Below are 15,548 nucleotides of genomic sequence, written 5' to 3' on the forward strand. Positions count from 1 at the left end.
TGATGCTAAAAGTATTGTTGCTCTTTGTGCTGTTGATCGCCGGGATCGTCGTCGGTCCGATGATAGCCGGTCATCAGGGCTACGTGTTGATCCAGACGGATAACTACAATATCGAAACCAGTGTGACGGGCCTGGTGATCATCCTGATCGTCGCTATGGTCGTCCTGTTTGCGATTGAATGGCTGTTGCGCCGAATTTTCCGCACTGGCGCACATACCCGTGGGTGGTTTGTGGGTCGTAAACGTCGTCGCGCCCGTAAGCAGACCGAACAGGCGCTGCTCAAACTGGCAGAAGGTGACTATCAGCAGGTTGAGAAGCTGATGTCGAAAAATGCCGATCATGCAGAACAGCCAGTAGTGAATTACCTGCTGGCGGCAGAAGCGGCTCAGCAGCGCGGTGACGAAGCTCGCGCCAACCAACACCTTGAGCGTGCTGCCGAACTGGCGGGAAATGATACGATCCCGGTAGAAATCGCTCGCGTTCGCCTGCAACTGGCGCGTAATGAAAATCACGCCGCACGCCACAGCATAGACAAACTGCTGGAAGTAACGCCACGTCATCCGGAGGTGCTGCGTCTGGCTGAGCAGGCCTACATTCGCACCGGCGCATGGAGTTCCTTGCTGGATATCATCCCATCCATGGCAAAAGCGCATGTGGGTGATGACGAGCACCGCGCTATGCTGGAACAACAGGCATGGGTTGGCTTGATGGATCAGGTCCGTGCCGATCAGGGCAGCGAGGGGCTGCGTGCATGGTGGAAAAACCAGAACCGTAAAACCCGTCATCAGGTTGCTTTGCAGGTAGCAATGGCTGAACATCTGATTGAGTGTGACGATCACGATACGGCGCAGCAGGTCATCATTGATGGTTTGAAACGTCAGTACGATGACCGCCTGGTGCTGCCAATCCCGCGTCTGAAAACCAATAATCCGGAACAGATAGAAAAAGTGCTGCGCCAGCAGATTAAAGCCGTGGGCGATCGCCCGTTGCTGTGGAGTACGCTGGGTCAGTCGTTAATGAAGCATGGGGAATGGCAGGAAGCCACGCTCGCCTTCCGTGCCGCTCTCAAACAGCGCCCGGATGCCTATGACTACGCCTGGCTTGCTGACGCGCTGGACAGACTGCATCAGCCGGAAGAAGCCGCCACCATGCGTCGTGATGGCCTGATGTTGACGTTGCAGAACAACAATCCCCCGCAGTAACTCCTGAATGCCCGGTGGCGCTTTCGCTTACCGGGCCTACATATTTTTCATCTCGTATACACAAAATCATTCGAGAAGCAGCTCGAAGGATTTTGTGTATGCATAAAAAAACGCCCGCTCGGTAAGGAGCAGGCGTTAAACAGGTCTGTATGACAACATAAATGGGTGCTTCACTCAACGTTATGTCCATGGTGTTTGATGAGGCTACGCGACATCTGTCTGTGGACGATAAGCACCGTAAACGGCTCTGCATCATTCCTGAGTTTATGAGGCCAGAGGGCGAACATAAGAGATGGAATGAGCATCTACCTGCATATTATTGCACAAGGCATGCCACGATTGCACTGCAAAAACCAGGTATTCGGACTTTTTAAGACATCAGGTAATTCGCGGGAATAAAGGCAGAGAAGGGAAAATCAGAAAACAAAAAACCCCGCCGAAGCGGGGTTCAAAATTGGTCGGCGAGAGAGGATTCGAACCTCCGACCCACTGGTCCCAAACCAGTTGCGCTACCAAGCTGCGCTACTCGCCGTTTTACTGCTTTTTGAATTTTTAGTTCAATTCTTTAAGTCGTGGTGCGAGGGGGGGGACTCGAACCCCCACATCCTAAGGACACTAACACCTGAAGCTAGCGCGTCTACCAATTCCGCCACCTTCGCATTTCACAACTTTAAATTAATGGGGTGGCTAATGGGATTCGAACCCACGACAACTGGAATCACAATCCAGGGCTCTACCAACTGAGCTATAGCCACCACTGCAAATCTTTTACGCGGTATTAAAACCACCGCAGCTCTGGCACCCTACTAAATGGTGCGCCCGACAGGATTCGAACCTGAGACCTCTGCCTCCGGAGGGCAGCGCTCTATCCAGCTGAGCTACGGGCGCTTAGCGCCGTTGCGGGGCTGGATATTACGGAGGTCTCGGTCTTCTGTCTAGTGCTTTTTTAAAATAAATTATCGTTTGGTCATGGTTTGTGCGTTTTGTCGCTTATTCCCGCAATTTATGGGCTGTGCCATGACGATTCAGACCAAAAACCTTATAAATGAACGTCACGGCCAACAAGAAACCCATGCCAACAAAAAGCGACATTCGGGTATCTTCATTAAAGTACATGCCAATTAATACGCAAATCAGGAACGCCATCGTCAAATAATTCGCCCACGGGAACAGAATGGAGCGGAATGGATGACTGGCAATCGCCGCTTTATGCGCCTGACGGAAACGCAGCTGGCTTATCAGGATCACAAACCACGGCACCATCCCCGGCAACACGCTGGCGCTATAGACATAAACAAACACGCGCTGCGGATTGGGAATGATGTAGTTCAGGCACGAACCAATCAGCAGGATCGCGATAGAAATGGCCACGCCGGCAACCGGTACGCCATGGCGAGAAACTTTCCCAACAGCGGCGGGGAGTTGGCGATTCTTGGCCAGCGCGTAGAGCATACGCCCACAGCTGTACATGCCGCTGTTACAGCCAGACAGCGCCGCCGTCAGGACCACAAAGTTAATAATCCCCGCCGCGGCGGTAATACCAATCTTGGCAAAGGTGAGAACAAACGGACTGCCGTTGCTGCCAATCTCATTCCACGGGAAAATAGTGACGATAACAAAAATTGCGCCAACGTAGAAAATCAGGATACGCCACAGCACTTTACCTACCGCGCTACGCAGCGTGACCTGTGGGTTCTTCGCTTCACCTGCAGTAATGCCGATCAGCTCCACGCCCTGGTAAGAAGCCACGACAATACACAATGCCGTCAGGAAGCCCTTCCAACCACCAGCAAAGAAACCGCCGTGTTCGGTCAGGTTGCCAAAGCCGATCGCCTGACCGCCATTACCAAAACCGAAGAAAATCACCCCTAACCCAATGACGATCATCACAATGATGGTGGTCACTTTGATCATGGCAAACCAGAACTCAATTTCACCATACAAGCGAACTGCGGCGAGGTTCGCCAATGCAACCAATCCGACCGCGATCAGTGCGGGTATCCATTGCGCCATTTCCGGGAACCAGAACTGGACGTACACCCCGATGGCGGTAATCTCTGAGATCCCCACCGCCATCCACATAAACCAGTATGACCAGGCGGTGAGATAGCCAAAGAAGGGGCTCATATAACGGTGAGCGTAAACAGCGAATGAACCGGCAACCGGCTCGAGGAATAACATCTCCCCCATAGAACGCATAATGAAAAATACGAACAGCCCGGCGACGATATACGCCAGCAGAACCGAAGGTCCCGCCCATTTCAGGGTACTGGCGGCCCCCATAAACAGCCCGACGCCAATAGTGCCCCCGAGGGCAATTAATTCGATGTGACGAGCCTCCAGCCCACGCTGTAGCTCAGGTTTGTTCTCGGCCATAAATCCTCTTGTTGTGTTTGCATGCTGTCCGGTATTACCGGTTCTCGTTATGGGTACATCTTGTTATGTCATAACAGGCCATACGACACCGACCGCTTAGCGGTTGGCGTCAAAACTCCACGGCACTGGAATGATTGTTGCGAATGGTTTCCTAAAATCACCTAAATGGCAATTAAAGCATTCAAAAAATGAATATATTGTGCGAGAAAGCAGCGATTATGTTGTAAATAAGTAGCGTAATTAGCAGATCACGCTACTTATCAGAGGAGAGAGGGCGTCAGAGGTTGCCTGTATAGTGCCAGCGGAGATAGCGTAATAAGCGAAGTTGTCGAGTAATACGGCTCGGTTGCGACAATAAGCGATACAGCCACTCCAGCCCCAGATTTTGCCAGATTTTAGGCGCACGCTTAACGTGACCGGTAAAGACGTCGTAAGTGCCACCCACGCCCATATACAGCGCGTCAGGGTGAGTCTTGCGGCAATCACGCATAAAGATCTCTTGTTTCGGCGACCCCATCGCCACCGTCACAATTTGCGCGCCGCTGGCGTGAATACGCTCAAATAACGCCTGACGCTGCTCTGGGGTAAAATAACCATCCTGGCTACCCACAATGTTCACACGCCACTGTGCACGTAGTTTTGCTTCTGTTTGCGCCAGAACTTCAGGCTTGCCACCAACCAGGAAAACAGGCGTTCCGTTTTGCCCAGCTCGCGCCATCAGCGCTTCCCAAAGGTCAGCACCGGCCACACGTGAAACCTGCGCCTGCGGGAATTTTTTGCGCACCGAACGCACCACGCTAATCCCATCCGCATATTTGAACTCCGCGGCGTTGATCAGCTCCCTCACTTCAGGATTATCTTCTGCTGTCAGCATTTTCTCAGCGTTTATAGCCACCAGCGTTCCTGACCTGAGGTGTCCTTCGGCAAACAGGTAATTCAGCGCATGTTGCATATCGCGCCAGCCAATCAGTTGTAATCCGCGCAGCGAATACAGCGGCGCAGTTGTGTTATCTGTCATTACGATCCTTCAATTTGTGTCCGGGGCAGCGACTTGATTCGTTTATGGATGAGTCCTGCGCTATCGAATAGCCAAAACAGCAGTTTTGCCATCAGTAGGCAAACGCCAAAAATCACGAGGAAAAAGACCACTCGCGAGACAAACGAATCCAGCCCTTCACGTGCCAACACGATCATATTGAAAATGGCGCCAAAACAGAAACTGTGCAAAATCGCCGCCTTATAGCGATTGGTTTCTTGGTTACCTAGCTCATACAGCCAGTCGAACCACTTGATAATGAGTCCAACGACAATCGCGCCTAATGGTATAAAAAGCGCCCCGCCCATCACCACCAGCGAACCAATTAACGTCGGCGAAATCGCCAGTCCTGAGTGGTTGTTCAACACTTCCCAGGTAAAGTAGTTCGCTGAGTTGAGTACAATACTCGGCCGCCCAGGCCACAGCCAGGAAGGAATAAAGACGTAGAAGTCACGGACGATCGGCGCCAGCCCCTGGAACTCAATATTGTGGTAATTCTGCAGCAACAGCGCCAGGTTCTCCCACGGCGAGAAGGTGTCGCGCGTAAGGTACAGGAACGTATAGAACGCCTCATCGCCGCTAACGCTCATTCCGTAGCGCTTCAACGCCAGCCAGAACATCCCGACAATACCCAGCACGCCTGCTGCGACCAACATCCACAGCGAAATCCAGCCGCGAATAATGCCGATAAACAAGAAGATGGCAAACGCGATAATGATATTGGCGCGCGTCCCACCCACAATCATATAGGTCAGCAAACCAAACGCGACGGTACTCACCAGGAAGAACAACCACGCTTTGCTGTCCTGACGCAGGAAATAAACCACCAGCATGGCCGGAATGAAGAAGTAGAAGAAACGCTTCAGAGCGACCCCAGAGACTTCGCTGGAAAAAATCTGGCTATAGGATTGCAGTCTGAACAGCAGGAATCCGTTGTGCATAAAGAAGACGCCCACGCTCACCAGCGCAATCGCCATCAGGATAACCCAGGTCAAATGGGCTTCAACGCGATTGATGGTAAACAGCGGCCTGCGCGGCTTACCCTCTACTCGCTTACGCAATCGCGTTTTATACGTCACGTAGTAGACGGCATAGAAACAGGCTGCTGACAGCAAGGCCTGCAGCAGGATCTCCGGCGGAGCCACTGCCACATCAAAGCGGAACACCAGGATGCTGGTTAACGGGAATCCGAAGAAGAACGTCAGCAAGAACAACAATGAGAAGAAAACATTGAAGTTAAAACGTACGCGGCGGAACTCAAACCAGGTCAGCGTGGCGATAAATAAGGTAGAGAGCAGCCAGACTACCAGCAGACCGCTGAATTGCATCAGGCTCATACGGTTTCTCCTGAAGCAATGCGCAGCGCGTTATACCACGGCTGCAGATAATTCGGGCTAAAGAAGGTAATCGTGTTTTTATCTACCGATGCCAACTGGCGCTGCGCTTCACGTACGACGCCTTCATTGAGATCATCCGTGGTAAATAACACTGGAAGATTCTGTTCCACCATATCCTGCCAGAAGGGATTTTCACGGTTGAGCACGCACGGGATACCCGCCTGGATCAGCAAACACAGGGTACCGATCCCCTGCTGCCGGGCAAAAATAAAGTAACCCAAATCGCATTGCCGCAATAATGTTAGATAGGCATCAAATTCCAGCTTTTCACTTAAAATTTGCAGATTATCAGCGCTAAATAATGCCATACCGGCCTGGCGAACCTCGTCGATATAGGCATCATTATTGGCGGGGTAACCCATCGGCACAATCACGTTCACTGTGTCGCCGAACTGCTGATGGACAGCACGCAGCGCGGCAACATGCTCATTGCTGCAATCGCCAGAGTTGCCAACCAGCACCGTCATCTTGCCGCTGCGCTGACAATCATTGCTCATGTTATTGAGTGAAGGATCCATTCGCGTTGGGAAATAGAGCAACTCACCCCGTACATGCGGATGTTGCTCGGCGAAATAACGTAAATCGCCCCGCGTGGCAAATACGCAGCCCACGCGGTTCTGCGCCATGCGGCGAATCGGGTAAAACAGGCGGAATTTCAGCCCACTGGAGACTTCGTATAAATCAGCACCCCAGATATGCCAGTAAAACTGCGTCGGTTTAATTCCCCCGCTCAGCAGCGCCAACCACAGGCTGGTGTTGAACTGACCGTGGAAGAAGAATCGCTGTTGGCGATTCGCTTTTGCTTTCGCAATAACTGCTTCGGCTAACGCTTTTTTCCCGCTGTAGAAACTCAGCGATAACGCCGGGCAGCTCTCACTGAATCCCGCATCCTGACCGGCAACCATAAACGTGCGCGCGTGCTCGCTCGTCGCGGCAAGCGAGTCGTTGAAAAACCGCAGCACGGTTTGGTTATGGTGAGGGATATCCGATCCCAGAACGTGAATCAGTACAGTCATGCCCGCCTACGCCAGAGTAAAAACACGCCACAACAAAGAGAAAAATAGACGATGTACGTTGCCATATAAGCCTGTGCCGCTCCCAGCGCACCATGTGCAGGGATCAGCCAGTGAGCAAACACCGTCAATAACATGAACTGGCTAATTTCAGCCAAAATATAAAACCGCAGTGATGCTTTCGCGATCACCAGATACCCAAAGACATACGCCCCAACTTTTAGTACATCGCCAACCAGTTGCCAGGCAAACAGATCGCGCATGGCGGTGAATTTTGCGGAGAAAAGCAGCCAGATAGCAAAGTCACGCAGTAGCCAAACGGTAAAGCTCGCAGCGGCAACTGCTGGTAACACGAACTTCAGCGACTTAACCACCTCGCGCGTAATGTCGCGCTTTTCAGTCAGTCGCGACAACGTCGGCAGCAAGTAAACGCTGAATGAAGCGGTAATGAATTGCAGATAAGCATCAGAGATACTGCTTACCCCCTGCCAAATCCCCACATCATCCCAACTGTACTGCGCCGCCAGCAGGTTTCGCATCATCACGTATGCCACAGGCAGCGTTACGGAGGTAATCAGCGCCATCAGCGTAAACTTGCTTAGCTGTCCAGCCAGACCGTTATCCCACGAGGGTTTCAGGTAATGCAGCGGAATCGCCCCACGCTTAATCAGCATAATAGCGGCGGGGATAACGACCAACGCGGGCACTAACGCCAGACCCAGCAAAGCGCCTTCATACCCTCCCAGGCGATAACAGCCATAATAAGCCACTACGCCCACCAGGCTACCCACAATCAGCGACAGCGCGTTACCCGCCGCATCGCGAAAACCCTTCATCAACGCCAGCAGCAGATTCGCCCAGGCAATGCCCATCTGCACCAGCGCAACCAGTCTTACCAGCCCCTGATAATGAGTATGACCAAACAACCCCTGACTGATTGGTGCGGCCGCCAGCAGAAAAATCACCGCCATCAGCGTAGAGAATCCCAGCACCATCGCGGAAGATGTACCGACGACCTTGCGGAGCCGGGTCGGATCGTCATGGTGCTGCGCAACATATTTCGTGACGCCGTTGAAAATGCCGGCCCCCGCCAGGACACCAAGCACGGTGACCATCTGGCGGAAGTTACCCGCCTGCCCCACGCCTGCCGGGCCAAACGACACCGCCAGCAGCTTCACGACCAGCAAACCCGCACCAATTTTTACCAGCGTACTGGCTGCCGTCCATAAGGACGCTTTAGCAAGCGACATTTCAGGCGAAGTAGTTGAGTAAGGTCGAAATTACCGTTCGCTGGTTGACCGGCGACAGGTTGTAGAACAACGGTAAACGCAGCAAACGCTCGCTCTCTTTGGTGGTGTAACGATCAACACCGGCAAATACGCCGAATTTGTCGCCAGCCGGGCAATCATGCAGCGGGATATAGTGGAACACCGCCATAATTTCAGCTTCTTTCAGGAAGTTAATCAACGCCGTGCGATCGTCGATATCGCGCAGCTTGATGTAAAACATATGGGCGTTTTGCACGCAGTCGTCCGGTACAGAAGGCAGCTCGATACGTCCGGTACGCGCCAGCGGTTCAAGAGCATCATAGTAGTTCTGCCACAGAGTCAGACGCTGCTGGTTAATGCGGTCCGCTGCTTCCAGTTGCGCCCACAGATAGGCGGCCTGTAGATCGGACATCAAATAACTGGAGCCGATATCACGCCAGGTATATTTATCTACCTGGCCACGGAAAAACTGGCTGCGGTTTGTCCCTTTTTCACGGATGATCTCTGCACGTTCGACTAATTTTTTATCATTAATCAGCGTCGCGCCGCCTTCACCACCTGCGGTATAGTTTTTGGTCTCATGAAAGCTAAAGCAACCGATGTGACCAATCGTCCCCAGCGCCCGACCTTTGTAAGTCGACATAACGCCCTGGGCCGCATCTTCCACCACAAACAGGTTATGTTTGGTCGCCAGCGCCATAATAGTATCCATTTCGCAGGCCACGCCCGCGTAATGCACCGGCACAATCGCGCGGGTTTTGTCGGTGATCGCCGCTTCAATCAGCGTTTCGTCAATGTTCATGGTATCCGGGCGGATATCAACAAAGACAATTTTCGCGCCTCGCAGCACGAAAGCATTGGCCGTGGAGACAAACGTATAGCTTGGCATAATGACTTCATCGCCAGGCTGGATATCCAGCAGCAATGCCGCCATCTCAAGCGATGCGGTGCAGGAAGGCGTCAGCAATACTTTCTCGCTGCCAAAATGCTGTTCCAGCCACTGCTGGCAGCGACGGGTAAAACCGCCGTCGCCACACAGTTTGCCGCTGTTCATCGCAGCCTGCATGTAATCGAGTTCAGTGCCCACCACCGGCGGTGCGTTAAATGGAATCATCGTGTCACCTGTATAACCAATACGCGGTGCTTTCCACATTCGCACCACTGTGTATATAACGTTTAAGCGCGGCGGTATTGCCCATTTGGGTCGCCACACGCAGTGCTGTTTTACCGTGAGCCTGCGCCCAGCAAAGCGCAGCCTGCATCAGTTCTGCTCCCGCCCCACGCCCAGCTAGCAGGCCAATTCGCGCCTCGGTCGCATTCAGTTCACGCAGCGAGACATAGCCACGAATCTCACCTGTTGGTGTACGAAAAACGAGGCATTGATGATCGAACGTCCCCAGCACCGCGTTTTCAATCCACTGCGCATAAAAACGCGCGCTGGCATCTGCGGCATACCACGGGGCGCGAAAACGACTTTGCGCGAACGCCTGTCCTGCCAGATGGCGTAATGCAGGGATATCCGTAGTTTGTGCGACCTGCGCACCGGGGTCACCATGCGCACACGTCACTGGCAGCACAAAATCCACTTCACCTTCAACCAGTGAGAAGCCCAGCTGTTGCAGGGCATCTAATGCTTGGGTATTGGCGGCAGGTATTTTTGCCTGTACCCGCGACCAGGGCTGCAACGCATCCGCAGTCAGAACCGACGCGTGTTGGTCAAAACGCACAATAGCGCTATGCACGCCAAAGAACGTATTTTCCCAGCTAAGCGGCTCAATACTGGCGCGGACGAGCACGGAGCAGCTCCAACAAATATTGGCCATATCCCGTTTTGGCCAGTGAACTGGCGGCACGCTTCACGCCTTCGTCATCCAGCCAACCGTTACGCCAGGCGATTTCTTCCAGACAGGCTATTTTAAAGCCCTGGCGTTTCTCTACCGTCTGCACAAAAGTACTCGCTTCGATCAAACTGTCATGCGTACCGGTATCAAGCCAGGCAAAACCACGCCCAAGCAACTCTACCGTCAGGTGTCCGTCATCAAGATACATCTGGTTAATGGACGTAATCTCCAGTTCTCCACGCTCAGACGGTTTTACGCGTTTTGCATATTCCACCACTTTACTGTCATAGAAATAGAGTCCTGTCACCGCCCAGTTAGACTTCGGTTCTTTCGGTTTCTCTTCCAGTGAGACTGCGCGAAAATTTTCGTCAAACTCAACAACACCAAAACGTTCAGGATCCATCACCTGGTAACCAAACACCGTCGCGCCTTGCGTTCTGGCGGCTACGTGACGCAGTTTTGGACTGAATCCCTGACCAAAGAAGATATTGTCTCCTAACACCAGACATGATGGTTCACCGTTAAGGAACGTTTCACCAATGATAAACGCCTGTGCTAATCCATCCGGACTGGGTTGCTCAGCATAGTGCAATTCAATGCCGAACTCAGATCCATCGCCCAGTAAGCGCTGGAAATAGCCTTTATCTTCCGGTGTAGTGATAATCAGGATTTCGCGAATTCCCGCCAGCATCAATACTGATAACGGGTAGTAAATCATCGGCTTATCGTAAATAGGCAATAGCTGCTTCGATACGCCACGCGTAATGGGATACAGGCGAGTACCTGAGCCCCCCGCCAGAATGATACCTTTCATGCGTTGTCTCCTCCGGGAGCCAAAACCAGGCTGTTAGCCCTTCAGACCTAAACGTTCGCCCTGGTAACTGCCGTCCTGCACGGGTTTCCACCATGCCTGATTAGCCAGATACCACTGCACGGTTTTGCGCATTCCGCTTTCAAACGTTTCTTTCGGCATCCAGCCTAGTTCACGCGCAATTTTCGACGCGTCAATGGCGTAACGCAAGTCATGACCCGGGCGATCGTCCACAAAAGCGACCAAGTCGCGGTACTGCGCGATACCCTGCGGCTTTTGCGGTGCCAGCTCTTCCAACAGGCTGCAAACCGTTTCGACAACCTCCAGGTTTTTACGCTCGTTATGGCCACCAATATTATAAGTTTCTCCCACCGCGCCCGCTTTCACCACACAATAGAGCGCCCTTGCGTGATCTTCTACATACAACCAGTCACGGATCTGTTGTCCATTGCCGTATACCGGTAACGCTTTTCCCGCCAATGCATTAAGGATCATCAGCGGAATCAGTTTTTCCGGGAAATGGTACGGACCATAGTTGTTAGAACAGTTGGTTATCAGTGTTGGCAGACCGTAGGTACGTAGCCAGGCACGGACAAGATGATCGCTGCTGGCTTTCGACGCGGAATAAGGGCTGCTCGGCGCATACGGTGTGGTTTCGGTGAAGAAATCATCCGTAGACTCCAGGTCACCATACACCTCGTCAGTCGAGATATGGTGGAAACGAAACGCTGATTTTTTCTCGCTGGTTAAATAACTCCAGTAAGCACGCGCCGCTTCCAACAGCGTGTAGGTTCCCACAATGTTAGTTTCGATAAAGGCGGCCGGACCATCAATGGAGCGATCGACGTGGCTTTCTGCCGCCAGATGCATCACGCAGTCCGGTTGATAGTGTTGAAACACCCTGTCAAGCGAAGCTCGATCGCAGATATCGACTTTCTCAAAAGCAAAACGAGGATTCTGTGCAACCGACTCCAGCGACATCAGGTTTCCGGCATAGGTCAGCTTATCGACCACAACTACCGCATCCTGAGTCTCCTGAATGATATGCCGAACAACCGCAGATCCGATGAATCCAGCTCCACCGGTAACCAGAATTCGTTTCATTAGCGCCAGACCCCTTTGGTATCAACGACATATTGCTGGTGAACCGCATCGCCTTTAATGGCTTTAAATTCATTGTGGTCGACCAGCAAGACCAGCACATCGGCGCTTCCCAGGGCATCGTCCAGCGTTGCCAGTTGGCACAGACCGTCCAGTTTTTTCGGCAGTTGATGGATATTCGGTTCCACCACCAATGTTTCGCCTTTGTGCCAATGCGCGATACTTTGCGCAATTCCCATCGCCGGGCTTTCACGTAAATCATCAATATTCGGTTTAAATGCCAGACCAAAACAGGCAATTTTCACTTCGCTGGCCCGTTTATTGGTATCCGCCAGACAGTCGGCCACGGCAGCTTTTACCCGATCGACCACCCAATGAGGCTTACCGTCGTTTACCTCACGCGCGGTACGGATCAATTTAGCCTGTTGCGGGTTCTGCGCCACGATAAACCACGGATCAACCGCGATACAGTGCCCGCCAACACCCGGACCCGGTTGCAAAATATTCACGCGCGGATGGCGATTTGCCAGGCGAATCAGTTCCCAGACGTTGATCCCCTGATCGGCGCAAATCAGCGACAACTCATTAGCGAAGGCGATATTGACGTCGCGGAAGCTATTTTCAGTCAGCTTGCACATTTCCGCTGTGCGCGCGTTGGTCACGACACATTCACCCTCAAGGAAAATGTTGTACAGTTCGCTAGCACGCGCGGAACAGACGGAGGTCATTCCCCCAATCACGCGGTCGTTTTTAATCAGTTCAACCATCACCTGACCTGGCAGCACGCGTTCAGGGCAATAGGCAATATTGACGTCAGCCTGTTCACCGACCTGCTGCGGGAAAGTCAAATCAGGACGCATTTCAGCCAGCCATGTGGCCATCTGTTCGGTAGCCCCGACAGGCGACGTCGATTCAAGGATCACCAACGCGCCTTTTTTCAGCACCGGAGCAAGAGACTTGGCTGCGGCTTCCACATAAACCATATCGGGTTCGTGCTCCCCCTTAAACGGAGTAGGCACAGCAATCAGAAAGGCATCCGCATCTACAGGGGTTGTGGTCGCACGCAGAAATCCATTTTCGACCGCCGTTTTCACCACGACGCCCAAATCTGGCTCAACGATATGAATTTCACCGCGATTAATGGTATCCACCGCGTGTTGATTTACATCTACGCCAATCACATGCTTTTGACGGGAAGCAAAGGCAGCCGCCGTCGGCAGTCCGATATAACCCAGCCCAATGACAGAAATGGTCGTAAAACTCATAGCGATATCCGATTATTTTTTAACGCGTGTAAAATGCGGCCACATGCCTGCCCGTCACCATACGGATTATGGGCGCGGCTCATGGTCTGATATTCATTATCGTCATGCAGCAAACGCGTGACTTCTTCGACAATACGCTGCGGGTCTGTCCCTACCAGACGTACTGTACCTGCAGTAATCGCTTCCGGACGTTCCGTCGTTTCGCGCATCACCAGTACCGGTTTCCCCAAAGATGGGGCTTCTTCCTGAATCCCACCGGAGTCGGTCAGGATCAGCCAGGCATGATTCATCAGCCAGACAAACGGCATGTAATCCTGCGGTTCAATCAGGATGACGTTTTCAACGTGACCCAGAATGCGATTAACCGGTTCGCTAACGTTAGGATTCAGGTGCACCGGATAGACAATCTGTACGTTCTGATTAGCCGCAGCAATTTCCGCCAGCGCGTGGCATATGCGTTCAAAACCGCGACCGAAGCTTTCACGACGATGACCGGTCACCAGTATCATCTTTTTATCCGAGCTCAGGAAAGGATAATGCTCTGCTAATTCAGCACGCAATTCATCGTTCGCCAGTACGCGGTCGCGAACCCAGATCAACGCATCAATCACCGTATTGCCTGTGACGAAAATACGATTTTCGGGAATAGCTTCCCGTAACAAATTTTGGCGCGAGTTTTCTGTTGGCGCAAAATGATACATAGCCAGACGCCCGGTCAGCGTCCGATTCGCCTCTTCTGGCCAGGGAGAGTAGAGATCACCAGTACGTAAACCAGCCTCTACATGCCCCACCGGGATGCGCTGATAGAACGCCGCCAGACTCGTGGCAATGGTCGTTGTGGTATCACCATGAACCAACACCACATCAGGTTTAAAATCAGCCAGAATTGGCTTTAATCCTTCCAGTATTCGGCAGGTAATTTCTGTTAGTCCCTGACCTGGCTGCATAATGTTGAGATCGTAGTCAGGTACAATGGAAAAGAGGTTCAACACCTGATCGAGCATCTCCCGATGCTGCGCCGTGACGCAAACTTTTGCATCAAAATCAGGATCTTTTGCCAACGCATGAACCAGAGGTGCCATTTTTATGGCCTCCGGTCGCGTGCCAAATACAGTCAGTACTTTCACATCGATTCTCTTCGGATTGGCAGTGAGGGCCCAGCCCCTCACTGCAACGATATTGCTAGATCGTGCGGCGGCGGGTTAACGCGACACCAGCACCGATCAGAGCCCCAACGATGCCCCACATAATCATCAGGAAAGCACGACGAGGGCTGTCACGTTTTACCGGTTCTTCCGGCGTACGCAAATAACGATAGGTCTGAAAACGCGGATCCAGAGTTGGCCCAACGTTCAGTGTGTTAAGCATGGCTCGGTTTTGGAAGTAGTCCAGATCGAAATCGGGACCAACAGATTGCAGGTTCTCGAGTCGCGCCTGCAGCATAGGACGTCCAAGCAAGAACAGTTCAGAATCGGGTAATTCTTCAGCAGGAACATCCGTAGAAGTACGCGAAATATTATGCTGTTCCGCAATTTTGAGCGCCTGCTCAATGTTGTGAACACGGCTAGAGAAGATCGATTTCGCCACTTCCTCCTGACGTTTAACCTGCGCCTTCATCTGCACGGTGCGTGCAGCCCAGGCGCCCTTCAACTCATCATTCAGATGACGCGCTGCGCGCTGGCTGGCAAACGCGACGTACTGACGCAGCAGATTGTTAGCATCAGGCGCCGTCTCGGCAATCAGCTTCACGCTGTCATTGGTATTACGAACCGCATCGCCAGGCATAAACTGAATGTTATTGATCAGTTCATCCAGCATCGCCGCATCGGCTTTGCTGTTACCCACCATACGTTGCTTGTAATAATCAGTCTGCTGCCAGAATTCACGACGCGTATCCCAGGAAGCAAGTTGCATGATGAATTCTTTATAGGCTTCATCCATCACTGACGGCTGATCCGCTGATGCAAGACTGGCCTTGATGTCCAGGTTACGTAAGAACTGCTGCTGAGAGTAATAGCCGCCCAACATATTAACCGTTGGCCTGTCTGAAATCGCCGTTGCGCTCCACTCCTGACGAGCAAAAAACGTATAGGCGAGAGCGACTAACGCGAAGGCGAGAGCCATACCGACGATCCACACCTTCCCTGTCCACAAAGTACGAAACAACCCACGGATGTCCAGTTCATTTTCAGCGCTCATGGCATGTTCCCCCGGTAATGGTTGTGTCATCGTACCCTC

The 15,548-nt window shown here is 52.4% G+C and carries 13 protein-coding genes and 4 tRNA genes; 1 reads left to right on the forward strand and 16 read right to left on the reverse strand.

What is annotated here, in order from left to right:
• The first annotated feature begins 2 nt into the window (after window positions 1-2).
• Complete coding sequence (gene hemY, locus GFB57_RS04130; RefSeq protein WP_003017958.1) at window positions 3-1,202, forward strand: protoheme IX biogenesis protein HemY; 1,200 nt, start codon at window positions 3-5, stop codon at window positions 1,200-1,202.
• 455 nt (window positions 1,203-1,657) lie between these two features.
• On the opposite strand, the gene GFB57_RS04135 is transcribed toward hemY, so the two are convergent.
• The 16 genes from GFB57_RS04135 to wzzE form a co-directional block, all read right to left on the reverse strand.
• Window positions 1,658-1,734: transfer RNA gene (locus tag GFB57_RS04135), tRNA-Pro, on the reverse strand.
• Window positions 1,735-1,775: 41 nt separating this feature from the next.
• Window positions 1,776-1,861 (reverse strand) — tRNA-Leu (locus GFB57_RS04140).
• A gap of 20 nt (window positions 1,862-1,881) precedes the next feature.
• Window positions 1,882-1,957 (reverse strand) — tRNA-His (locus GFB57_RS04145).
• 56 nt (window positions 1,958-2,013) lie between these two features.
• Window positions 2,014-2,090, reverse strand: a tRNA-Arg gene (locus GFB57_RS04150).
• A gap of 102 nt (window positions 2,091-2,192) precedes the next feature.
• Complete coding sequence (locus tag GFB57_RS04155) at window positions 2,193-3,578, reverse strand: amino acid permease (RefSeq protein ID WP_003017961.1); 1,386 nt, start codon at window positions 3,576-3,578, stop codon at window positions 2,193-2,195.
• Between the two features lie 277 nt (window positions 3,579-3,855).
• The gene (gene wecG, locus GFB57_RS04160) at window positions 3,856-4,596 is read right to left on the reverse strand and encodes a lipopolysaccharide N-acetylmannosaminouronosyltransferase (RefSeq protein WP_003017964.1); all 741 of its coding nucleotides are present in this window, start codon (window positions 4,594-4,596) and stop codon (window positions 3,856-3,858) included.
• Window positions 4,596-5,951: an ECA oligosaccharide polymerase gene (wzyE, locus tag GFB57_RS04165; RefSeq protein ID WP_003017967.1), complete on the reverse strand. Its 1,356-nt coding sequence runs from the start codon at window positions 5,949-5,951 to the stop codon at window positions 4,596-4,598. Before wzyE ends, wecG begins: the two co-directional genes overlap by 1 nt.
• Window positions 5,948-7,027: a TDP-N-acetylfucosamine:lipid II N-acetylfucosaminyltransferase gene (locus tag GFB57_RS04170; protein ID WP_003017969.1), complete on the reverse strand. Its 1,080-nt coding sequence runs from the start codon at window positions 7,025-7,027 to the stop codon at window positions 5,948-5,950. Before GFB57_RS04170 ends, wzyE begins: the two co-directional genes overlap by 4 nt.
• Entirely contained in the window at window positions 7,024-8,274 is a 1,251-nt protein-coding gene (gene wzxE, locus GFB57_RS04175; protein ID WP_003017971.1) for a lipid III flippase WzxE, read from the reverse strand. Before wzxE ends, GFB57_RS04170 begins: the two co-directional genes overlap by 4 nt.
• Window position 8,275: 1 nt before the next feature.
• The gene (rffA, locus tag GFB57_RS04180) at window positions 8,276-9,406 is read right to left on the reverse strand and encodes a dTDP-4-amino-4,6-dideoxygalactose transaminase (RefSeq protein WP_003017973.1); all 1,131 of its coding nucleotides are present in this window, start codon (window positions 9,404-9,406) and stop codon (window positions 8,276-8,278) included.
• A gap of 4 nt (window positions 9,407-9,410) precedes the next feature.
• Window positions 9,411-10,088 (reverse strand): dTDP-4-amino-4,6-dideoxy-D-galactose acyltransferase, encoded by a 678-nt coding sequence (rffC, locus tag GFB57_RS04185; protein ID WP_003017975.1) that lies wholly within the window; start codon window positions 10,086-10,088, stop codon window positions 9,411-9,413.
• Entirely contained in the window at window positions 10,066-10,947 is an 882-nt protein-coding gene (gene rfbA, locus GFB57_RS04190; RefSeq protein WP_003017976.1) for a glucose-1-phosphate thymidylyltransferase RfbA, read from the reverse strand. Before rfbA ends, rffC begins: the two co-directional genes overlap by 23 nt.
• A 33-nt stretch (window positions 10,948-10,980) precedes the next feature.
• Window positions 10,981-12,048, reverse strand: coding sequence for a dTDP-glucose 4,6-dehydratase (gene rffG / locus GFB57_RS04195; RefSeq protein WP_003017979.1), 1,068 nt, complete (start codon window positions 12,046-12,048; stop codon window positions 10,981-10,983).
• Window positions 12,048-13,310 (reverse strand): UDP-N-acetyl-D-mannosamine dehydrogenase, encoded by a 1,263-nt coding sequence (wecC, locus tag GFB57_RS04200; RefSeq protein ID WP_003017982.1) that lies wholly within the window; start codon window positions 13,308-13,310, stop codon window positions 12,048-12,050. The genes rffG and wecC overlap by 1 nt, the downstream gene beginning before the upstream one ends.
• Window positions 13,307-14,437 carry a UDP-N-acetylglucosamine 2-epimerase (non-hydrolyzing) gene (gene wecB, locus GFB57_RS04205; protein ID WP_003017984.1) on the reverse strand — a complete coding sequence of 377 codons (1,131 nt, stop codon included), beginning with the start codon at window positions 14,435-14,437 and terminating at the stop codon, window positions 13,307-13,309. The genes wecC and wecB overlap by 4 nt, the downstream gene beginning before the upstream one ends.
• A gap of 55 nt (window positions 14,438-14,492) precedes the next feature.
• On the reverse strand, window positions 14,493-15,539 hold the full coding sequence (gene wzzE, locus GFB57_RS04210) for an ECA polysaccharide chain length modulation protein (RefSeq protein WP_003017986.1): 1,047 nt from the start codon (window positions 15,537-15,539) through the stop codon (window positions 14,493-14,495).
• Window positions 15,540-15,548: the final 9 nt, after the last annotated feature.

Origin of the sequence: Citrobacter sp. S39 (genome assembly GCF_009495675.1) — a bacterium.
Classification (GTDB): Bacteria; Pseudomonadota; Gammaproteobacteria; order Enterobacterales; family Enterobacteriaceae; genus Citrobacter; species Citrobacter freundii.